General features: G+C 57.7%; 19 protein-coding genes. 6 read left to right on the top strand and 13 right to left on the bottom strand.

The window, feature by feature from the left end; genetic code table 11:
* The 4 genes from ASB66_RS25605 to ASB66_RS25620 are packed head-to-tail and all read right to left on the bottom strand — an operon-like array spanning position 1 to position 2356.
* On the bottom strand, positions 1-429 hold the full coding sequence (locus ASB66_RS25605) for a DUF1178 family protein (RefSeq protein ID WP_060718034.1): 429 nt from the start codon (positions 427-429) through the stop codon (positions 1-3).
* Positions 426-1283 carry a carbon-nitrogen hydrolase family protein gene (locus ASB66_RS25610; RefSeq protein ID WP_060718033.1) on the bottom strand — a complete coding sequence of 286 codons (858 nt, stop codon included), beginning with the start codon at positions 1281-1283 and terminating at the stop codon, positions 426-428. The genes ASB66_RS25605 and ASB66_RS25610 overlap by 4 nt, the downstream gene beginning before the upstream one ends.
* Positions 1284-1292: 9 nt before the next feature.
* A complete protein-coding gene (gene grxC, locus ASB66_RS25615) occupies positions 1293-1547 on the bottom strand; it encodes a glutaredoxin 3 (RefSeq protein ID WP_060718032.1) in 255 nt (84 codons plus the stop codon).
* Between the two features lie 47 nt (positions 1548-1594).
* A complete protein-coding gene (locus tag ASB66_RS25620) occupies positions 1595-2356 on the bottom strand; it encodes a ComF family protein (RefSeq protein ID WP_060718047.1) in 762 nt (253 codons plus the stop codon).
* Between the two features lie 311 nt (positions 2357-2667).
* Between ASB66_RS25620 and ASB66_RS25625 the strand changes: the two genes are divergently transcribed.
* Positions 2668-3537 carry a methyltransferase domain-containing protein gene (locus ASB66_RS25625; RefSeq protein WP_060718031.1) on the top strand — a complete coding sequence of 290 codons (870 nt, stop codon included), beginning with the start codon at positions 2668-2670 and terminating at the stop codon, positions 3535-3537.
* A 43-nt stretch (positions 3538-3580) separates the two neighbouring features.
* Here the strand turns inward: ASB66_RS25625 and ASB66_RS25630 are convergent, their stop codons facing one another.
* The 6 genes from ASB66_RS25630 to ASB66_RS25655 all read right to left on the bottom strand — a co-directional run bounded on the left by ASB66_RS25630 (position 3581) and on the right by ASB66_RS25655 (position 8143).
* The gene (locus ASB66_RS25630; RefSeq protein WP_060718030.1) at positions 3581-3769 is read right to left on the bottom strand and encodes a Flp family type IVb pilin; all 189 of its coding nucleotides are present in this window, start codon (positions 3767-3769) and stop codon (positions 3581-3583) included.
* 131 nt (positions 3770-3900) lie between these two features.
* On the bottom strand, positions 3901-4221 hold the full coding sequence (locus ASB66_RS25635) for a hypothetical protein (RefSeq protein WP_060718029.1): 321 nt from the start codon (positions 4219-4221) through the stop codon (positions 3901-3903).
* A gap of 500 nt (positions 4222-4721) precedes the next feature.
* Complete coding sequence (gene mutT / locus ASB66_RS25640; RefSeq protein ID WP_060718028.1) at positions 4722-5138, bottom strand: 8-oxo-dGTP diphosphatase MutT; 417 nt, start codon at positions 5136-5138, stop codon at positions 4722-4724.
* Positions 5135-5938: a GNAT family N-acetyltransferase gene (locus tag ASB66_RS25645; RefSeq protein ID WP_060718027.1), complete on the bottom strand. Its 804-nt coding sequence runs from the start codon at positions 5936-5938 to the stop codon at positions 5135-5137. The genes mutT and ASB66_RS25645 overlap by 4 nt, the downstream gene beginning before the upstream one ends.
* On the bottom strand, positions 5938-7179 hold the full coding sequence (gene argJ, locus ASB66_RS25650) for a bifunctional glutamate N-acetyltransferase/amino-acid acetyltransferase ArgJ (RefSeq protein ID WP_060718046.1): 1242 nt from the start codon (positions 7177-7179) through the stop codon (positions 5938-5940). Before argJ ends, ASB66_RS25645 begins: the two co-directional genes overlap by 1 nt.
* 88 nt (positions 7180-7267) lie before the next feature.
* Entirely contained in the window at positions 7268-8143 is an 876-nt protein-coding gene (locus tag ASB66_RS25655; protein WP_060718026.1) for a peptidylprolyl isomerase, read from the bottom strand.
* 262 nt (positions 8144-8405) lie between these two features.
* On the opposite strand from ASB66_RS25655, the gene secA reads away from it, so the two are divergent.
* From secA to ASB66_RS25670, 3 genes are all read left to right on the top strand, one after another.
* Positions 8406-11105: a preprotein translocase subunit SecA gene (secA, locus tag ASB66_RS25660; RefSeq protein WP_060718045.1), complete on the top strand. Its 2700-nt coding sequence runs from the start codon at positions 8406-8408 to the stop codon at positions 11103-11105.
* 146 nt (positions 11106-11251) lie between these two features.
* Positions 11252-12655 (top strand): lipopolysaccharide biosynthesis protein, encoded by a 1404-nt coding sequence (locus ASB66_RS25665; RefSeq protein ID WP_081089035.1) that lies wholly within the window; start codon positions 11252-11254, stop codon positions 12653-12655.
* Between the two features lie 20 nt (positions 12656-12675).
* The gene (locus ASB66_RS25670) at positions 12676-13959 is read left to right on the top strand and encodes a GNAT family N-acetyltransferase (RefSeq protein ID WP_060718024.1); all 1284 of its coding nucleotides are present in this window, start codon (positions 12676-12678) and stop codon (positions 13957-13959) included.
* Positions 13960-13972: 13 nt separating this feature from the next.
* Here ASB66_RS25670 and ASB66_RS25675 read toward each other — a convergent pair whose 3' ends face one another.
* Entirely contained in the window at positions 13973-15628 is a 1656-nt protein-coding gene (locus ASB66_RS25675) for an AMP-binding protein (protein WP_060718023.1), read from the bottom strand.
* A 596-nt stretch (positions 15629-16224) separates the two neighbouring features.
* Here ASB66_RS25675 and ASB66_RS26150 point away from each other — a divergent pair.
* Both ASB66_RS26150 and ASB66_RS25680 read left to right on the top strand, forming a co-directional pair.
* Positions 16225-16443 carry a hypothetical protein gene (locus ASB66_RS26150; RefSeq protein ID WP_147274083.1) on the top strand — a complete coding sequence of 73 codons (219 nt, stop codon included), beginning with the start codon at positions 16225-16227 and terminating at the stop codon, positions 16441-16443.
* Between the two features lie 269 nt (positions 16444-16712).
* The gene (locus tag ASB66_RS25680) at positions 16713-17603 is read left to right on the top strand and encodes a sensor domain-containing diguanylate cyclase (protein WP_060718022.1); all 891 of its coding nucleotides are present in this window, start codon (positions 16713-16715) and stop codon (positions 17601-17603) included.
* A 180-nt stretch (positions 17604-17783) separates the two neighbouring features.
* On the opposite strand, the gene ASB66_RS25685 is transcribed toward ASB66_RS25680, so the two are convergent.
* On the bottom strand, positions 17784-19151 hold the full coding sequence (locus ASB66_RS25685) for an enoyl ACP reductase FabMG family protein (protein ID WP_060718021.1): 1368 nt from the start codon (positions 19149-19151) through the stop codon (positions 17784-17786).
* Positions 19152-19845: 694 nt separating this feature from the next.
* Positions 19846-20268, bottom strand: coding sequence for a hypothetical protein (locus ASB66_RS25690; RefSeq protein WP_147274084.1), 423 nt, complete (start codon positions 20266-20268; stop codon positions 19846-19848).
* Positions 20269-20470: the final 202 nt, after the last annotated feature.

The following is a 20470-nucleotide window of genomic DNA, read 5'->3' on the forward strand; positions in this document are numbered from 1 at the left end:
TCAATTCACATCGTCAGGCAGAACCGGCAGGGGCGCTATTTCGATGCCTTCCTCGATCAGGGCGCGCGCCTCGTCTGGGCTGGCATTGCCGATAATCCCGCGGGCATCGGCCTCGCCGTAATGGATCTTACGGGCCTCTTCGGGAAACCGCTCGCCAACATCTTCGCTATTGGCCCTGACGGTCGCAACCGCCTCCTTCAATTTCATGAAAGCTTCACGCTGGGCAGCGTCATAGGCTACCTTCTGCCGCTCTTCCTTGCCGCGCGCCGTCGACACCATCGGCGCCATCAGGCTTTTGGAAATCGAGGCGGAAGAACAAACCGGGCAGGTCAAAAAGCCGCTGGCTTTCTGGCGGTCGAAATCGTCGCTTTGCGCAAACCAGCCCTCGAATTCATGGGCCTGGTCGCAGATGAGGGAATAGCGGATCAAACCGTCTGCCCTCCCTTGGCGAGCGTTGGAACCATGTCGAGATTGAAGTCGCGGCCATTCTTGAGGTTGGGGATCTTCATCCGTGCCGCCTTGACGGACTCGAGATCGATCTCGGCCATCACCACGGCCTCGCCCGCCGCCGGGCCTTCCGCCAGGATTTTCCCCCAGGGATCGATGATCAGCGAATGGCCATAGGTTTCGCGTCCGTCCTCGTGGGTGCCGCCCTGGGCGGCGGCGATCACGAAAGCGCCATTCTCGATGGCCCGCGCCCTGAGCAGGATATGCCAATGCGCCTCGCCGGTCTGCCGGGTGAAGGCTGCTGGCACCGTCAGAATGTCGGCACCCGCCATGGCTTCGGTGCGAAACAGCGAGGGAAACCGCACATCGTAGCAAATCGCAAAGCCCAGCTTGGCGAAGGACAGATCTGCCACGCAAGCGTTCTTGCCGGGGGCATAGGCGGCACTTTCCCGCCAGCTTTCACCATTGTCCAGATCCACATCGAACATATGGATCTTGTCATAGGTGCAGATCCGGCGACCATTCGGCCCGAACAATAGGCCGCGATTGGCAATCATCCCATCGGCACGGGCAATCGCTGTTGAACCGACATGGACATGGATCTTCAGTTCCGCAGCCAGCTGGGCCGCCGTCACGGCAATCAAGTCATTGTCGTCATCACGCAGCATGGCCCGTAAAGCTTCACGGTTACGCTGCAAGGCCCCGGTCATTTCCGGGGTCTGGACATAGATCGCCCCTGCTGCTGCCGCCTCGCGCACCAGACGCGCCATGGTGGCCGCATTCTTTTCAAGATCGGTGCCGGAGCACATTTGCAGGGCCGCAACCGCAATGGTCATGACATGTCCTCAGGCCGCCAGCATCGGATCGAGCTTGCCGGCCCGTTCCAGCGCATGCAGATCATCGCAGCCGCCGACATGGGTGCCGTCGATGAAGATCTGCGGAAAGGTGTTGCGACCGGATTTATCGATCATTTCCTGGCGCAGCGCCGCATTGCCCGTCGCATCGACCTCGGTAAAGGCCACAGCCTTGGTGGTCAGAAGCGCTTTGGCGCGGGCGCAATATTCACAGTATTTCCGCGTGTAGATGATCACGGACGCCATGCTCGTCTCCGGTTCATTGTTGATAATGTCATATCAGTGTTGCAAGCTCATATAGGTGTTACAAGTGCCATTGCAAAGGTCAAGACCGTGACCTCCACAGCCCCCGCCCGCTTCAGCGCGCGGGTCGCCGCACTGACCGTGGCCCCTGTCGTATAGACATCATCGACCAGCACCAGATGACGGCCAAATACCTGATCGCGGCGGTTTTCCGCCACTTTGAAAGCGCCACGAACATTGTCTGCCCGCGCCTTCTCCGTCAGCCCGACTTGCTTTTGCGTCCGTTTCACCCTCGTCAAAACTCCCGGCAGGAATGGCTTGTTCGAAAGCCCGGCCAAGGCCCGCCCCAGTTCCGCCGATTGGTTATATTGCCGTGAAAACAACCGCCAGCGATGCAGCGGCACCGGCAGGATCGCATCGGCCCGGAGCAGTTCCTGGCCACCGGCCCGGATCATCCAATTGGCCATCATCGGTGCCAGATCAGTCCTGTCGCCATATTTCAGCCGGTGGACCAGATCACGCGCCGCACCGTCATGCACAGCCGCCGCCCGCAGCCGGTCGAAAACCGGAGGATTGGCAATTGCCTCGGCGCAAACCATGCCCTGGCCTGGATCGAAACCGAAAGGCAGACCGAGAATTTCACAATAGGGCCGCTCGATGAACCGCACCGAGCACCAGCAATCGGAACACAGGCTGCCAGCCTTGGCAACCGGCAGGCCGCATGTGGCGCAGCCGGGGGGATAGACCAGATCGCGCAGCGACCGACCAAGCGTTTGCGTCCCCCGAAAACCGCGATGCGCCAAGGCCACCATTCCGTCCCTGGCCTGCCGGATATGGTCCACCCTGCCTCCATTCGCCTGCATCATCCCGATATGCCCTACCCGATCTCGCCCAAAGCCCATGAATGCACCATAAAGGCGAAGCTGCGATATACTGCACTCAACACTCAAGCGGTTTCAAGCCGCTTGGAACCTTTAAGGGGACAGACCTGCCCAGAATCCCTATGGGGTAAACACGGGAGTGTTCGAGCCCAATTACGCGGTTTCCTGCGCAAATCGATTCCGATTGACGCAATTATGCAGTAGGCACTTGGTTTCTCGAAAAACAACACCGGGAGGTTTCCGTGGAGCCGCTATTCGATCCTGATCTCATCGTCCGCAACCGCGAACGTGCTTTCGACGCAGGGGATACCGGAGCCGGTTTCCTGCTGGATATCGTCGCGCAGGAACTGACCGAGCGGCTGGCTGTGGTCGAGCGCCAGTTTGAAACCGCCGTCGAATTGCATGGCATGGATGGCAGGGTCGGGAGGGCCTGTCTGGAAACCGGGCGGATCGACCAATTGCAGCGGGTGGAAACCAGCAGTCGCTTTGCCCGGCAGGGGGACACGCTGATCCCCGGCCCTATCGAGCATCTGCCACTTGGCGAGCAGAGCGCCAATCTTCTGTTGTCGCCGCTTGCCCTGCATCTGGCCAATGACATGCCGGGCCTGCTGATCCAGATGCGACGGTCGCTGCAGCCTGACGGTCTGTTGCTGGCAGCGCTACCCGGGGCGGGAACGCTTGGCGAATTGCGCGATGTGCTGTTGACGACCGAGATCGAAATCAGCGGCGGAGCAAGTCCCCGCGTCATGCCCTTTGCCGATGTGCGCGACATGGGCGCATTGTTGCAACGGGCGGGTTTTGCCCTTCCGGTTGTCGATGTCGAGACCTATACGGTGCGATATGATGGAATTCTGGCGCTGATGCGCGATCTCAAGGCGATGGGCATGGCCAATCCGCTGGCCGCCCGCAGCCGCAAACCGCTGACCCGGCAGTTTTTCCTGCGCGCCGCCGAGCTGTATGCCGAACGCTATAGCGATGCCGATGGCCGCATTCGCGCCAGTTTCTCGATCATCTACATGTCAGGCTGGGCACCGCATGAAAGCCAGCCCAAACCGCTCAAGCCTGGATCTGCGAAAATCCGCCTCGCCGACGCACTGGGCGGCAAGCCGTAAAGGATCACTCAAGTGTTTTCCGTAAGCCTGAAAGCGCCGCCGATCAGGCTTGCGGTATGGCAGCAATGATGGAATCAAACAGCCTGTCCAGCGCGTCGTAATAGACGCCAAGCGCCAGATAAAGCGTTACCGCGATCAACCCGGCGATCAGGCTATACTCGATTGCAGTTGCACCAGACGTTTGGCGAAAAATCGCCGACGAGCCGGAAAACCGGCGTAAAAGCCCCATCATGCCCCTAGCCTAAAACCATGCGCCCCCGCATGAGTGATCGAAGCAAGCGTTTTGCCATAGCAAAACACTTGGCCTCTTTGTTTTCAAATATTTCGAGGATTGACCGGCCTAACCCATACCATCACGGGTTATCAGCATGCATCCCCATTGCCGGGATTGACGATACAGACAGAACCGGGCGTCTCCTGCAAGACGCTGCGCCGGATCGTATAGCGCTTTCCGGCATCATGTTCACCGGGAATGGAGCCCGTGCTCATGCGATCGACATCAGACGGTCGCGCCGCAAACTGGCCGGAGGTGGTCTTGTCTGCAAGCATCGGCGTCAGAACCAGCGATACCGCCACGGCCGTGACGGCGAACAGCAAGGCAAGATTGACAACGCCAACTCTGCCGGACCTGGAAGTCGCACGTCGCGACTGCCGTCCGCCCTTTCCGAAATCCTTCTGCGTCATCGCAAACCTCACAAAATCCAAAGGGCTTCTTCCCGGACCACAGCCCGCCGGACGATTGCCCCACAATCGTCCAGATAAATCAGGAAACCTTGCATCACCGAGAATGCAAAACCCCTGCTGTTCACCCCAAGACCCGATTCGATTCTTGATATCGCGCCCAAGAGGGTCTCGACATCAACACACCGCAGCAGACGAAATCCTGCGCGGCAGAACCATAAAGCCCTGAAATCACTGCGTTATTTTTTATCGAACGATACCGCGCCCCATGCGATCATGCCATCCGACGCCCAACGCACACAAACGATGCACGAAGCGCCAGTGCATGATGAGGTAATAATGCCGGTTTGAGGATTAACTTTCTATTAATTGACGATAAAAACCGGTGAGCAAAGGCTCATCTGCTGGGCTTATCCCGGCATTCCACACCGCTCAACAGGACAAACCTGTTGCATAATTCCTGAAATCGGAAGCGGATTCCGATTTTTCTTAAACGGCAAATTTTATAGCAAATCCAGCAGGAATGGGATCAGCGGCTCATCGGCTGGCGGCATCGGATAGGATCGCAGATCCCGGGCCTTGACCCATTTGATCGCCTGGCCTTCCCGCCCCTGTGGCATGCCTTCATAGCGACGGCAAACATAGAGCGGCATCAGCAGATGGAACGTTTCATAGGTATGGCTGGCAAAGGTCAGCGGTGCCAGACAGGGAATTTTCGTGGCGATACCAAGCTCTTCCTCCAGCTCGCGAACCAGGGTTTCCTCTGGTGTTTCGCCGGGTTCCACCTTGCCGCCGGGAAATTCCCAGAGCCCGGCCAGCGATTTTCCTTCCGGCCTTTGCGCCAGCAGAATGCGTCCGTCGCTGTCCAACAGAGCGCAGGCGGCAACCAGCAGAATAGGCCGAGGCCCTGGTACTGTCATTCTTCGCCCTCTGCCTTAGCTGCGGACTCGTGACGCCAGTAGCAATAGCGATAGGCTTCCTTGAAGCCGAGCTTTTGATAGAGCGAGAGAGCCGGACCGTTATCGGCCTGGACCTGGAGCCAGGCGCTCTTGGCTCCCCTTATCCGCGCCCAGCGCAGGGCCGCATAGGTCAGTTCGAGACCGGTTCCCTTGCCACGGTGAGCTTCACCCACGGCAAGCTGCAACAGACCCGCGAGATCATTGTCCTGCACGCAAATGGCGGCCGCTACCGGACCATTGTCAGGCACCTCGATCAGAAACAAGCCAAGCGGTGGCTTGATATTGCTGATCAATTCGGCAAGCGCTGGCTTCGACGCGGCATCCTCATTGCGCAGCGCCAGACTGGCATCGACGAAACGACCGATATCCTGGGTCGGCAAGTGATCCATCACATCGAGGTCGCAAAGCTCGGCCAGATCGAGCGCCATGACAAGGCTTTCGTCGAAGCGGGTCCAACCATCCTCACGCAGCACATCGATCACTTGCGGCGGCGCCAATGGCGTTTCGCGAAACACCATGGGTCGGCCGTAGGATTCGAATTTGCGCTCCGCCTTTTCCAGTCGCAGACGGATGTCGCGGATATCGGAGCGGTCCAGCGCCACCACGCAATTGACCCGTTTCGACGGATGTCCGCCCGTCAGCCGGACCTGCCAGCTGCCGTCATACTGAACCGAGGCCGCGGGCCAGGCGCGAAAGCTGACGGCTTCCAGCCTGCGGACCTGCGGCAGGTTCGGCGCGTGCGGTGACTGATCCACCGCCATCAGCTCCGATAATCCCCGTTGATGGCCACATATTCCTTGGTGAGATCGCAGGTCCAGACCGTGGCTGTCCCCGTCCCAAGCCCGAGTTCGACCGTGACCGGAATGTCTTCGCCCTGCATCACGGCTGTGGCTGCCGCTTCAGAATAATCCGGGTCGCGCTCACCGTTAACAGCAACGCGGACGTCACCGAACCAGATGGCCAGACGATCCCGGTCGGCCAGTTCGCCGGCCTTGCCGACCGCCATGACCACGCGACCCCAATTGGCGTCTTCGCCAGCAACAGCCGTCTTCACCAAGGGCGAATTGGCGATGGAAAGCGCGATGACCTTGGCAGCCGCATCGCTTTCAGCACCCTTGACGGTGACTTCCACCATCTTGCGCGCGCCTTCGCCATCGCGCACCACCTGCAGGGCCAGATCCTTCAAGAGATCGTTGAGCGCTGCCCGGAACCCGTCAAGACGTGTGTCGTCGGCAGTCTCAACACGCGACTGACCGTCGCTGGCCGCAGCCCCGGTCGCAAACAGCATCAACGTATCGGAGGTCGAGGTGTCGCTATCGACCGTGACGGAATTAAAGCTTGGGCCGACACCCGCCGACAGCAATGCCTGCAAGGCGGCGGGCGCGATATCGGCATCGGTGACCACGAAGGACAGCATGGTCGCCATGTCAGGCGCGATCATGCCTGCACCCTTGGCAATGCCATTGATGGTGACAGTGACGCCGCCGATCTCAGCGCTGCGGGTCGCGACCTTCGGATAGGTATCCGTGGTCATGATCGCCTTGGCGGCTTCCAGCCAGAAATCGCCCTTGGCATCACGGGCCATATCATCAAGCACGCCAGCAAATTTCGTCGCGTCCAAAGGCTCGCCGATCACGCCGGTCGAAGCCAGATAAATTTCATGTTCTTTGCAATTGAGCGCCGATGCCGCCGATTTGGCCGTCAGCTCGGTCGCGGCGCGGCCTTTGGTGCCGGTAAAGGCATTGGCATTGCCGGAATTGACCACCACGCCGCGCGCCACGCCATGGGCGAGGTTTTTCCGGCAGAAATCCACCGGTGCGGATGGGCATTTGGACCGGGTAAACACGCCCGCAACGCTGGCAGGCTGGTCGAACACCATTAGCAGCACGTCCGTGCGGTTCTTGTATTTGATGCCCGCCGCAGCAGTCGCCATGGAGACGCCGCGAATGGCGGGCATGTCGGCAAAACTCTTTGGCGCGAGAGGAGAAACACTGGCTGACATAGCTGGAAACGGCCCCGGAAAAGACGAAACGACAAAAGGAAACCGCCGCATCGCGTCCTATGCGCGATGCGGCGGAATGAGCGCTTGCTTATGGCTTCGGCGCGGCAGCTGCGTCCGGATCGGCCTGCTGCTTGCTGATGTCCTCATAGCCCTTCTTCAGAGCCGGATCGACGATCTCGACCTTTTCAGAGGTCTTGGCCTTTTCCAGCAGGGCCAGATACTTGTCACGCATCACAAGCTGGCGAACCTGCTGCTGCACATCTTCGAATTTCGGCGGAGCCGCGTCGCGGATCTCTTCGACCTTGATGACGTGGAAGCCGAACTGGCTCTTGACAGGGGTCTTGGTATAGGTGCCGGGCTTCAGCTCGAACGCTGCCGCTTCGAATTCAGGCACCATACGGCCCTTGGAGAAGAAGCCGAGGTCACCGCCGTCCGATCCGCTGGAATCGGTCGATTTTTCCTTGGCCAGTTCGGCAAAGTCCTTGCCGGCATCCAGTTGCTTGATCACATCCTTGGCTTCATCCTCGGTCTTCACCAGAATGTGACGGGCGTGAATTTCCTGCTCCTTCGGCAGAGCAGCAATTTCCTTCTCATAGCGCGCCTTGACTTCCTCATCGGTCGTCACATCAACGACATGCTTCTTGAAATAGGCATTGTGCAATTCGCGGTCGGCAATGAAAGCCATGCGCTGCTTGTAGGCCGGATCGTCCTGCATTTTTTCGCCGATGGCGCTGCCAGCCAGCAGCTTGACATCGATAGCGCCAGACAGAGCCGCAACCTTTTTCTGGTCATCTGGCATCTGGGCAAACTGAGGATCGAGGTTGGCAATCGCCAGATCCAGCTCGGACTGATGGATTTCCAGAGTGCCGACCTTGGCGACGACAGCATCGTCGGCATAGGCGTAGGAAGACAGCGCCACAAGGGCGGCACAGGCCGCCAGGACGAGTTTGTGAGAACGCAGCATGTAATAACCCTTCGGTAAAGAGGCCGATTGCGACTGTCAATCGGGGCAAAAACACCCTAAACCACGCGATTGTGGCACTTGTGGTGCATGCTGTCCCGTTGACATAATTCGACCCCCCTCTTATCTGTCACGCAACTCCGCGTCCAGAGCAGTTTCCGGAGGCGGTACGCCAATCTCCACTGTCATGTGGCCGTGAGCGACCGGGAGTAGACCCGGGGCTTCGGTTTCAACCTCGTGACGGAATTCAGAAAGGACCATGGACATGGTCAGTCTTGGTGGGATCGCCCGCAAAATTTTCGGCTCCTCGAATGAACGCCGCATCCGGGGGAACAAGCCTCGCGTGGCCGCCATCAACGCGCTGGAGGACAGCATAAAGGCATTGAGCGATGCCGAGCTGGCCGCAAAGACCGAGGAATTCAAGGGTGAGCTTGCCAAGGGCAAGACGCTCGACGACATCCTGATCCCGGCCTTTGCCGTGGCGCGCGAAGCATCGCGCCGGGCGCTCGGCATGCGGCCCTTCGATGTGCAGCTGATCGGCGGCATGATTCTGCACGAAAACGCCATTGCCGAAATGAAGACCGGCGAAGGCAAGACACTGGTGGCAACGCTGGCTGTCTATCTCAACGCACTGTCTGGCAAGGGCGTGCATGTGGTGACGGTCAATGATTATCTCGCCAGCCGCGATGCCGCCATCATGGCCAAGCTTTACAGCTTCCTCGGGCTGACCACCGGCGTGATCGTCCACGGCATGAACGACGATGAGCGCCGCGAGGCCTATGCCTGCGACATCACCTATGCCACCAATAACGAGCTTGGCTTCGACTACCTGCGCGACAACATGAAGTATGAGCGCGGCCAGATGGTGCAGCGCGGCCATAATTACGCGATCGTCGATGAAGTGGACTCGATCCTGGTCGATGAAGCGCGGACGCCGCTGATCATTTCCGGGCCGCTCGACGACCGCTCTGATCTCTACACCACCATCGACGCTTTCATTCCGATGCTGAGCGCCGAAGACTACGAGATCGATGAAAAGCAGAAATCGGCCAATTTCTCCGAAGTCGGCACCGAAAAGCTGGAAAACCTGCTGAAAGACGCTGGCCTGCTCAAAGGCGTTTCGCTGTATGACGTCGAAAATGTCGCCATCGTCCATCATATTAACAATGCGCTGAAGGCCCACAAGCTGTTCCAGCGCGACAAGGACTATATCGTCCGCAATGACGAAATCGTCATTATCGACGAGTTCACAGGCCGGATGATGCCAGGCCGCCGTTATTCGGAAGGCCAGCACCAGGCGCTGGAAGCCAAGGAAAAGGTAACGATCCAGCCGGAAAACCAGACGCTCGCCTCGATTACCTTCCAGAACTATTTCCGGATGTATTCCAAGCTTGCCGGGATGACCGGTACGGCCAATACCGAAGCCGAGGAATTCCAGGACATCTACGGCCTCAGCGTCATCGAAGTGCCGACCAACCTGCCGATCCTGCGTATCGACGAGGACGACGAAGTCTACCGGACGTTTGAAGAAAAGTTCAAGGCAATCATCGAGGAAATCAAGGCCTCCGCATCGCGCAATCAGCCGGTCCTGGTCGGGACAACCTCGATTGAAAAGTCCGAACTGCTGGCCACCATGCTGCGCCAGAGCGGATTTACCGATTTCAGCGTGCTGAATGCCCGCTACCACGAGCAGGAAGCCTATATCGTCTCCCAGGCCGGTGTGCCGGGCGCCGTCACCATCGCCACCAACATGGCCGGTCGCGGTACCGACATTCAGCTCGGCGGCAATATCGACATGCGACTTGAGCGCGATCTGGAAGGCATGGAGCCTGGCCCCGAGCGCGACGCCAAGGAACAGGCAATCCGCGAGGAAGTCAAAGCCCTGAAGGAAAAGGCACTGGCCGCGGGTGGCCTCTACGTGATCGCTACCGAGCGCCATGAAAGCCGGCGCATCGATAACCAACTGCGTGGCCGTTCCGGCCGCCAGGGCGACCCGGGCCGTTCGAAATTCTACCTGTCGCTTCAGGACGACCTGATGCGGATTTTCGGCTCCGACCGCATGGACAGCATGCTCCAGAAGCTGGGCCTGAAGGATGGCGAAGCCATCGTCCACCCCTGGATCAACAAGGCGCTGGAACGGGCCCAGAAAAAGGTCGAGGCACGCAATTTCGACATCCGCAAGAACCTGTTGAAATATGACGACGTGCTGAACGACCAGCGCAAGGTGATTTTCGAACAGCGCGTCGAGCTGATGGATGCCGAAGACCTGACTGAAACCATCGACGACATGCGCCACGAGCTGATCGACACCATCGTGCGCACGCATATCCCGGAAAAGGCCTATGCCGAACAATGGGATGTCGCAGGCCTGAAGACGGCAATGACCGGAATCCTCAACCTCGACCTTCCTATCGAAGACTGGGCGCAGGAAGAAGGCATTGCTGAAGACGATATCGTCGAACGGGTCAAGAAAGCCGCCGATGAGGTGATGGCTGAGAAGACCGAGCGCTTCGGCCCGGAAATCATGGCTTATATCGAACGGTCGGTGCTGTTGCAGACCATCGACAACCTGTGGCGCGAGCATATCGTCAACCTCGACCACCTGCGTTCGGTGGTGGGCTTCCGTGGCTATGCCCAGCGCGATCCCTTGCAGGAATACAAGGCGGAAGCGTTCGAACTGTTCCAGGCCCTGCTCGCCAACATGCGCGAGGGCGTCACCGCCCAGATGATGCGGGTGGAAATCGTCCGTGAAGCTCCCCCGGAGCCGACCCTGCCAATCATGCATGGTCACCACGAAGATCCGCAGACCGGCCAGGATGAATTTGCCGCCGCTGATGGCGTGGTCGCCCCTGAGAACCGCAATCCCGTCGATCCCTCGACCTGGGGCAAGGTTGGACGCAATGAAATGTGTCCTTGCGGCTCCGGCAAGCGCTTCAAGCATTGCCACGGCGCCCTGCTGGCGTAAGACAAACACAATCGGCCAGCCGGATGCGTTGGCCGATTTCGCACAGGCATAAACGATTGAAATACTGGGAGGCAGGCTTTTGTTAACCGTAAGCTGCCAAGACTGATCGCCTGTCGCTTCATGCCTGTGAGTTTTGCGTGTTTATCATGGCGGTTATCCAGAAGCTGGAACCATTTCTGCCAGCCCGGCTGCATGGCCCGCTGCGCAGGATATTCGCCGCTTTGTCCGCTCACGACGATGTGGCCCGCGCCCAGCGCATGGCGCTGATCGCCTTTGCCATCCGCATCATCAGCGCTGCGATTGCATTTTTCTCGCAGATCGTCCAGGCCCGGCTGATGGGCGATTTCGAATATGGTATTTTCGTTTTCGTCTGGGTCTTGGCCGTGCTGTTCGGCAATCTATCCTGCCTGGGCTTTCATTCGACTGTCATCCGCTTTCTGCCGCAATATCACGCAAGGGATGAAATTCCTGAAATCCGTGGCATCACCGTCACCATCCGGATCTTCGCTCTTGGCCTTGCCAGCTGCCTGACACTAACCGGCCTTATCCTGTTGAATCTATTGGGAGATCGCATTGCCGGCTACTATCTGACGCCGCTGTTTCTCGGCTTGTTCGCACTGCCGATGATTGCGCTGGGCGATGTGCTCGATGGTACGGCGCGAGCCAATAGCTGGCCTGTCGCAGCCCTCAGCCCCACCTATATCATCCGGCCAGTGCTGATCCTGGCCTTCATGCTGCTGGCTGTCGTGCTGGGAGCGCCACGCACCGCCACCACAGCCATGCAGGCGGCTCTTGCCGCCACCTATGTCACGACCCTCAGCCAGTTCGCCACCATTCACTGGCGTCTGCGGCGTAAATATCTACGAGGGCCTCGGCGGATCGATTTCATGGTCTGGTTTCGCGTTGCCATCCCGATTTTCCTGATCGAGGGCTTTCTGTTCCTGCTGACCAATTCCGACGTCATGGTGGTCGGGCTTTACCTGCCGCCCGACCAGGTCGGGATCTATTTTGCCGCGGCAAAAACTATGGCCCTGGTGCAATTCGTCTATTTCGCGGTCAAGGCCGCCGCGGGACCGCGCTTTTCAGCGCTGATGAACGAAGATGATATCAGACCGCTGGCGATGTTTGCGGGCAGAATGGCCCGCTGGTGCTTCTGGCCGTCGCTGATCATCGGTCTTCTGGTGCTGGCGGCAGGCGAAGTGCTGCTTGGTCTGTTCGGCCCGAATTTCACGGCAGGCTATCCATTGATGGCCATTCTGTTTGCCGGTGCCCTGACAAAGGCGCTGATCGGCCCCGGTGAGATGCTTCTGACCATGGCCGGGCGACAAAAATTGTGTGTGCTCCTATATGTGATTGCTTTAGCATCTAATATCGGGCTGAATGTGACTCTCATTCCGCTTTATGGCCTCACGGGCGCGGCGACGGCCGCCGCCTCGGCAATGTTGGTGGAAGCGATCTTGTTACACATTGCCGTGCGCTACGCGCTTGGCATTGTTTTATTTGCCTTTGCTGACCCATTGTCTCGCATGAAGCAAGACAGGTCCGCATGAAGCGAACCAGGTTGTAGGATATGAACACATTACCGGTAACCGAAGAGACCAGCCGGGACACAAGCACCGAGCGCCCGGTTCTGCATACCGTGTCCGCGCCGGTCAACCGTCCCCCTGCCGATGGCCAGATTGCCGTCGGGCGCCCCGGTCGCGATCTTTGGCTCTATCCGCGCCAGACCAGCTACGACCTTGAACAGGAAATGGACTACCTGACAAACCGGGCGCTGGAGCAGAATGTCTTCTTCTCGGCCCGGTTTCTGGCCCCCGCCATCCCCCGTCTGGACGAGCGTGAAGTGCGCATGGCACTGATCCGCGACGAGCGGCAGGGCCGTAGCCGGATCCGGTTGCTGATGCCTTTCTCCGTGGAAAAACCCGGATTTGCGGTCGGCCCATCCATTGTTCGCGTCTGGTCCAACCCCTTCGGCCCGCTTGGCACGCCTCTGGTCGATGCTGAGGATGCGGTGGAAACGCTGGACAACCTTTTCGAGGGACTGAGCGATCCAAAAGCCAAATTGCCTTCTGTGCTGGTCCTGCCGGATCTGCGAATGGATGGGCCGGTCACAAAACTACTACGGGCCGTGGCGATCAGCCGTGACCTGCCGCTGACTGTGACCAATCCCTACCAGCGCCCAATGCTCGAGAGCCTGGAGGATGGAGAAACCTATCTTCGCCAAGCCATCGGCAAGTCTCACTGGCGCGACATGCGCCGACAGATGCGCCTACTGGGGCAACAGGGCGAATTGACCTACTCTGTCGCCCGCCAGCCGCAGGATCTGCATGTGCGCATGGAGGAATTCCTGGCGCTCGAAGCCAGCGGCTGGAAAGGCCGCAAGCGCAGCGCCCTGGTCATGGACCGTCTGCGTGCCGCCTTTGCCCGCGAAGCGATGACAAACCTGGCAGAGTGTGATGCAGTCCGCATCCATACGCTCGATCTCGATGGAAAAGCCATTGCCTCCATGGTCGTCTTCATTATGGGTGCCGAAGCCTATACGTGGAAGACTGCCTATGACGAGCGCTATGCCCGATATTCACCCGGCAAGCTTCTGGTGGCTCGATTGACGGAATGGCATCTGGACGATGCCAATATTCTGCGCACCGATTCCTGCGCCGTACCCGATCACCCGGTGATGAGCCGGCTTTGGCGGGAGCGGGAAGAGATGGGAACCATGGTCATCGGCCTGAAGCGCAATGCCGACCGCGATGTCCGCCAGGTGGCGGCGCAATTGCATCTCTATCGCAACACCCGCAATATCGCCCGCATCCTGCGCGACAAAGTGCTGGGCAGGCGGCAAAAAGACAGCTGATCATTGCGAGAAATCAGCCGGTCATCACACCCGGCTGTGCCTGTTGCGGTTCATCGCGCTCACGCAGCAGACGGCGGATCACCTTGCCGCTGGTGGTCAGCGGCATATCGGCGATGAACTCCACTTCACGCGGATATTCATGCATGGACAGCCGTTGCTTGACCCAATCGGCAATGTCACGGGCCAGGGCCGGTCCAGCCTGAAAACCTGGCGCGAGCACCACATAGGCCTTGACGATTTCGGTTCGTATCGGATCGGGTTTGCCGACCGCCGCCGCCAGACGCACAGCCGGATGACCAACCAGACAATCCTCGATTTCCGCCGGGCCGATACGGTAGCCGGATGACGTAATGACATCATCGTCGCGACCGAAAAACTCCACATAGCCCTCGCTATCCTGGCGTCCGAGATCCCCGGTCAGCATCCAGTCACCAATGAATTTCTGGCGGGTCGCCTGCGGATCATTCCAATATTCCAGGAACATCACCGGATCGGGCCGGGCAATCGCCACCTGTCCGACCTTGCCCACCGGCAGCTCCCTGCCCTTGTCATCGATAATTGCGACGCGATGGCCCGGCACCGGCTTACCAATGGCACCGGCCTTGCTGACGCCCAGACCTGCTGCCGATGACAGTACGAAATTGCATTCGGTCTGCCCATAGAATTCATTGGGCGTGATACCAAGCGCCGTCTTGACCCATTGATAGGTTTCCCGCCCCAGCGATTCCCCTGCCGAACCGATGGAACGCAGCACAAGATCATAATGCTGGCGCGGATTGTTCACCGTTTTGAGCAGCCGCAAGGCGGTGGGCGGAATGAAGGCATTGCGCACCTTCATCTCCGCCATGATGCGAAAGGCCATGGCCGGATCGAATTTCTGGGCCGGCGACGACACGACCGGCACACCCAGCATCAGGGCTGGCATCAGCACATTCAAAAGCCCTCCAGCCCAGGCCCAGTCCGAAGGCGTCCAGATTCTGTCGCCCGGTTGCGGTAGACCGTCATGGGCAAGCTGGAAGCCTGGAATGTGACCGGCAAGCACCCGATGGCCGTGCAGAGCGCCCTTTGGCGCGCCTGTCGTGCCGGAGGTGAAGATCATCAGCGCCGGATCATCCGGTCCGGTCTGCGGCCCCTCAAAAGACGCCGAACCGCTCTGCCATAAATGATCAAAGGACAGAACGTCGGGAGAAGGCTTGCCAATGGAAATAACCTCCCGGAGGTCCGGCAGGCTGGCCCGGATCGGCTCCAGGCGCGATAGACCGAAATCATTGGTGATGACCGCGCAGGCGCCTGCCGTCTTCAGCCGGTATTCCAATGCATCGGCACCAAACAGCAAGGCCAGCGGCAGGGCGATCGCTCCAAGCTTGTAAATCGCCACATGCGCGATGACTGTCTCAAACCCCTGCGGCAGCAGCAAGGCAACCCGCTCCCCAGCACCAATGCCGAGCTGGCTCAGAGCATCCGCGAAGGCGTTGGATCGTACAGCAAGCGCCCCATAGGTTAAGGTCCGATGCGCACCATCAGGTGAAAAATGCTCAAGACAGACCCGGTCCGGTTCGCGGACCGCCCATTCATCGCAAACGGCCCGTCCCATGTTGAACTGAGCTGGTATGGACCAGGAAAACGCATGACAGAGAGCCTCATAGGAAGCGCCGGCAGGTAGAAACATCGATCTTGTCCTGAATGAGTTCCCTGTCGCATTCCCCTGCACTGGCCAAACATTCAGAGAGTTTGTCGCAGATCCAGGATCAGCGTTCTTGTCACATAGAGAAAAACGTCACTTGGAAAACCTATCATTCCTTTCGCAGTCGCACAATCCATCTCGCAAGCGCACACGACAGCACCATGCACCGCCTATGGCGCATTCAGGTTTGCTGTAGCGCTTTAAATATGCTGCATAATTTTCACCTTAAACTCCAACCGGTATAACGCTAAAATTATGCAGTAGCCCGGGGAAATACTGTAGGCCCATGCGCAATGGCGCAATGGAAAGAGGGCGTCAGGCCTTGATGTCTTGAAATTTGCCGGATGGACGAAATCCACTATCGTTCACCCTTCGATTTTTAAGCTCACAAAACCGGTTCCCTTTTGCTGGAACAATCCTGAGCCAAAAGGGTTGAAAGGCGGTAACGAGCGCGTGAAAGCGCCATGCCAGACCACGAAAACGTCGCGGACATGCCGTGTTTGCGACCAAGATCTGCGGCATTTTCCTGGTTTAAAAGCTGACGCACTTCAAAACGTGCGGAGCATAAAAGGAGGATACACATGCTGAAGAAAATCGTACCGGTCGTTGCTCTTCTCGGGCTTCTGGCCTCCTGCGGAGATGACAGCAGCTCCAAGAGTGGCAGCTCGACATCAACCCCCGGCACCAGTTCCTCGACTGGTGGCACTGGTGGAACAGGCAGCACGACAACGACACCTGCAACGCCTGGAAGCAGCACAGGCAATAGTTCAGGTACAGGCACCAGCACGGGTACCCCATAAGCCTACCGGTTTTGTCTTGATACAAGGTGGATATTGCCCGTTCAATGCGCGGGCAATATCCTTTGTTGATGAATGACCATCTTGTTAAACCATAAAATAGTTTTAAAAAACAACAAATTTGACTGTCATTCACTGGCGACTTGCATGACCGAAACTCCAAAAAACCCTAAAAATATCTAGATATTGCTTTTTTAAGCCACGATCATCCCTATCTATCCTGCCGGTTGTAAAAGGAATTGAAGTTTACAGGGATGCTCAAGAGAAATTGGATGGCTGGATGGCCGCATATGACGGCTCGGGCGATACGTTCGTCGCTGATAACAAAGATTTTTGTAATCTGCTTTATCTCCATTCACGTGCCACTTCTGGCGGTGGTCGCACATGTCCTTGGTGGCGGCGCGCTGAGTGAAGCAAGCATTTTGCTGGTCCTGCTGATATCGACCTTGGCTGGAACGGCGGGCTGCCTGCTGTCGCTCTGGCGGATCATTAAACCGCTACGCCAGCTCAACCAGTCCATAACCCGATACCGGCAGGAAGGGTCACCTGTTGCAATCGCGGTCAAGACGAAAGATGAAATCGGCACTGTCGCCCAGGCGGTTTCCTCCCTGGTAACGGAATTGGACAGTTCTCTCAAAACCTTGACCCTTCAAGCCAATACCGATCCCCTGACCGGATTGGCAAACCGCCGGTTCATTCTGACAAAAGGGACCGAAGCCCTTGAAGAGACCATCCGCAGCGGCGACCCCATGTGCCTTCTCCTCTTCGATCTGGATCATTTCAAGGGCATCAATGACGCATTCGGCCATGAAACCGGCGATAAAGCATTGATCGCAGCAGCACAGGCGATCCGCAGTAATTTGCGGCCAAACGATCTGGCAGGCCGGATCGGCGGCGAAGAGTTCTGCGTTCTTCTGCCGGGCACCAATCTGGTTCAAGCCCAAGCGATTGCCGAACGTCTACGCACCTGCCTGGAAAATATTTGTCTCGAACCCCTGGCACCTGGCAGAATCACCGCCAGCTTTGGTCTTGCCCAATCCGCCGATCATTTTTCAAATTTCCAGAAATTCATGGCCGCCACCGATATGGCGCTCTACCGCGCCAAACAACATGGCCGCAACCGCATCCACTGCGAACCTCAAAACGCCCTCAGCTATTTGTGAGGAAAAAGCCAGCCGCTACTGCATAATTCTTTAAACCGGAATCGGTTTAAAGAATTATGCTGCAGATATAAAGCGCTACAGCGCCGTGCGCCATATACGGCACACGGCGCTGTAGAACATCAAACCGAAAAGTGGAAACCGGTTTCCGGATAAATCCGATACTCTAAAGCTGGGAAACCGTCACGCCATCTCAAGGGACGAAGATTCCATTCCCGGCGCGGGAGACTTCGAATGCGGGTGGGAAGCGTTCAGTCGCCGAGCCACGATATCGTGGTTGAGCCACAGGACGGGACCGGAGGGGTCTGAAGATTCGCCAAAAATGAGCTGCCCGGTTGCCTTCACAACGAGACCGCTCAGGAGGTCACTGATCATCACCTTGCTATTGCGATGCATCTGGGCGATCCCATTGGACGTGCCGATGGTCAGATCGGCCTGTGCCTGACTGTTTGCCATGGGCCATGCCGAAAAGTCATAGAACGGACGCATGACTTCGCTGGCCTGCATGTCGGCGATCTTCTGGAACACGTCCTTCATGGTTAAGCCATCCGCCAGAAGCTGCTCGCAGGCCTGCCACTGTTCGTCTGCCCATTTGCCACCGTTTTCTTTCTTCAAGGCAAGCAGCAGCGGTATCAGGGGCAATTCGATACCCGTGAACACATCGGAGGAATTGGTCCGGATTTCGGGGCAGTTATAGACAGTTGCCTTGATCCCTTTCGCCCAGGCTTCCTCTGCAATGCCTTCGAGCCGCATTTTCGCATAACCCTGGGTGTAGTTGGTATAGGTCTGCCAACGATAGCTTCCGTCAATGAGAACCGACGATCCATGGTAACCATAGGCCGTATATCGTATTTGACCGCCCGAAGCTTCCACGCGCTCGCGGATCGCTGCGCTGAAATCAATGAGATGGCGAAATGTGTTTGCGGAGACCTCGTCAAAATTCTGCAGGATGAGTTTTCCCATGTCACTGTCGAGCAAGGTCTGCGACGACATGTGGCGAGCTCCGGTCCCCTTGTAGATTCGATTGGCGACGACCAAGAATACCTTCGCCTTCGGGATGCCCCCGGCCATTGTGTGGGCAAAGAACACATTGCGGCCAGCGGCGATCATTCCGTCGAGAACGGTCATGACTTTTGAAAGCGACTCCGTAAAACGCGCCGTGGCGATGTCGCGGCACTGCCCGATATAGTCCCAGTCGAGCTTGTCGTGTTCCCAGCTCTCAAGCGTCATCTTTGCCAGGAGATCGGTGGGAGTTGGCCCGTCTTCGGGCGCATCAAGATCGAAACCCGCCATAAGAGGTATGTTGATGATCTTGCCGCCCAGCCGGGCCTCCGCCGAAGACAGTTCCTCGGCGTCGAGCGGCCGCAGCGCGTTGTTCTCGTCGCGCCGCCCAACGGTGATCCCCACAATCTCCATTCCTGCCCGCCTGGCTTCATCAAGCAAGCCGGTGGCGTATCCGCGGCCGAACAGTTCGCCGAAGAGGACGAAAACATCGCCCTTACGGAAGACCGTGTTTTCGGAAAGACGATTCAGTGCAACCGGATTTTCCATCTGTCAGCTCTTTGATTCGTGTGTCGTCGAGCAGTGGCTCATACGGGCTTTCACAAACACATGCCCGCACTGGCACCAAATGGGAACTCATTTTCGGTGACCGTTCATTTCAAAACGTGAACTCGATCTCTGCTGTTCCGACAATGCGGCGAAATGCCGAGGCGGTTGGAGATCGCGTGACGATACCGGAACAAGTTCGCCCGAAACGGTCGTCCCGCAGATGCTTGCGAGGCTATTGGCGCTGTCTGAGGCTCAATATTGGCACGTTCTATCATTGCCGAAGTCACCTATCGGCCGCATTCCGGGCGTGACCGCTCGAACAGCATACCGACAGCTCCCACGAACCAATTCTGGTGGTGTGAACGAACGGCATGGGGGCGCAAAGCAGAAGTGATTTCCGCTAGAGTTCGGGCGCAATCATGGCCGCGTTGCGACAACACTGGCCATCATGGTTATCTAAAGGATTAACTGTTTGATCCCACGCATTCCAGCGTCGACAAGAGGCGTGACAAAAACACCTTAAACTCTTGGTGCGGCCCCTAACGAATTTCCCTTCAGGACCATAGCGACTGTAAAGATTGAATGATTTCGGATTCGTGTCCTCTTGCGGCCTTGTGAAAATGCTCTGAGGAAAATACAGCACAAAAAAGGCCCGCCGAAGCGGGCCTTGAGATAGAAAGCGGAAATTGCCTTTTTAGAAACCGACGCGTTTGATGTCGCTTCGATGGTATACCTTGCTCGCATTACGGCTCCCCTCATACGCAGGCAGCACACCGAGCTTTTCCAGGTCAAACCTCACCTTAATCGACCGCACTTGACGGGTTTTTGACAGATCGTCCAACACAACATATTTATTGCGGAACTCGTTCAGTTCTTCGAGCCGCACCATGTCCATAGGCAAATTTGTTTTCTTATGACGAACAATCGTCGCGGAAAACACACCAAGGTCGATAAGGTCTTTGATCGTCTCAACGCTCGTGCTCAGGAAAGCGGCGGCGTCCTTGCGGCCAAGATAATCTTCCTCGACACCTGCATCTGAGAGACCATCAATTTCGTCCGGATCGACTGTGATATTACACAGCCCGAAAGCGGACCCATTCATATGAACCCGCTTCAATGTCCCATCCAAAACTAAAGCGATGATCTCAGGGAAAATGCGACGACACACTTTCGTTGCAGTAAGAATTGGAACGAGATTATATTTCGCTGATGGCTCGGTTACACGCTACCGGATGCTTTGGATGAAGTTGTTCACCTCAAGCGCAGAAACCCATCTATATACTCTTGTCGAGGATACGCCATTTGACGTGAAGGGCAGC

Origin of the sequence: Gillisella vitis, assembly GCF_001541345.2 — a bacterium.
Taxonomy (GTDB): Bacteria; Pseudomonadota; Alphaproteobacteria; order Rhizobiales; family Rhizobiaceae; genus Allorhizobium; species Allorhizobium vitis.

Bases quoted from the DNA above. Each gene is read 5' to 3' on its own strand.
- ASB66_RS25610 (WP_060718033.1), bottom strand. From the start codon at position 1,283: ATGACCATTGCGGTTGCGGCCCTGCAAATGTGCTCCGGCACCGATCTT.
- grxC (WP_060718032.1), bottom strand. From the start codon at position 1,547: ATGGCGTCCGTGATCATCTACACGCGGAAATACTGTGAATATTGCGCC.
- ASB66_RS25620 (WP_060718047.1), bottom strand. From the start codon at position 2,356: ATGGTGGCCTTGGCGCATCGCGGTTTTCGGGGGACGCAAACGCTTGGT.
- ASB66_RS25630 (WP_060718030.1), bottom strand. From the start codon at position 3,769: ATGATGGGGCTTTTACGCCGGTTTTCCGGCTCGTCGGCGATTTTTCGC.
- ASB66_RS25635 (WP_060718029.1), bottom strand. From the start codon at position 4,221: ATGACGCAGAAGGATTTCGGAAAGGGCGGACGGCAGTCGCGACGTGCG.
- mutT (WP_060718028.1), bottom strand. From the start codon at position 5,138: ATGACAGTACCAGGGCCTCGGCCTATTCTGCTGGTTGCCGCCTGCGCT.
- ASB66_RS25645 (WP_060718027.1), bottom strand. From the start codon at position 5,938: ATGGCGGTGGATCAGTCACCGCACGCGCCGAACCTGCCGCAGGTCCGC.
- argJ (WP_060718046.1), bottom strand. From the start codon at position 7,179: ATGTCAGCCAGTGTTTCTCCTCTCGCGCCAAAGAGTTTTGCCGACATG.
- ASB66_RS25655 (WP_060718026.1), bottom strand. From the start codon at position 8,143: ATGCTGCGTTCTCACAAACTCGTCCTGGCGGCCTGTGCCGCCCTTGTG.
- secA (WP_060718045.1), top strand. From the start codon at position 8,406: ATGGTCAGTCTTGGTGGGATCGCCCGCAAAATTTTCGGCTCCTCGAAT.
- ASB66_RS25665 (WP_081089035.1), top strand. From the start codon at position 11,252: ATGGCGGTTATCCAGAAGCTGGAACCATTTCTGCCAGCCCGGCTGCAT.
- ASB66_RS25670 (WP_060718024.1), top strand. From the start codon at position 12,676: ATGAACACATTACCGGTAACCGAAGAGACCAGCCGGGACACAAGCACC.
- ASB66_RS25675 (WP_060718023.1), bottom strand. From the start codon at position 15,628: ATGTTTCTACCTGCCGGCGCTTCCTATGAGGCTCTCTGTCATGCGTTT.
- ASB66_RS26150 (WP_147274083.1), top strand. From the start codon at position 16,225: ATGCTGAAGAAAATCGTACCGGTCGTTGCTCTTCTCGGGCTTCTGGCC.
- ASB66_RS25680 (WP_060718022.1), top strand. From the start codon at position 16,713: ATGGCTGGATGGCCGCATATGACGGCTCGGGCGATACGTTCGTCGCTG.
- ASB66_RS25685 (WP_060718021.1), bottom strand. From the start codon at position 19,151: ATGGAAAATCCGGTTGCACTGAATCGTCTTTCCGAAAACACGGTCTTC.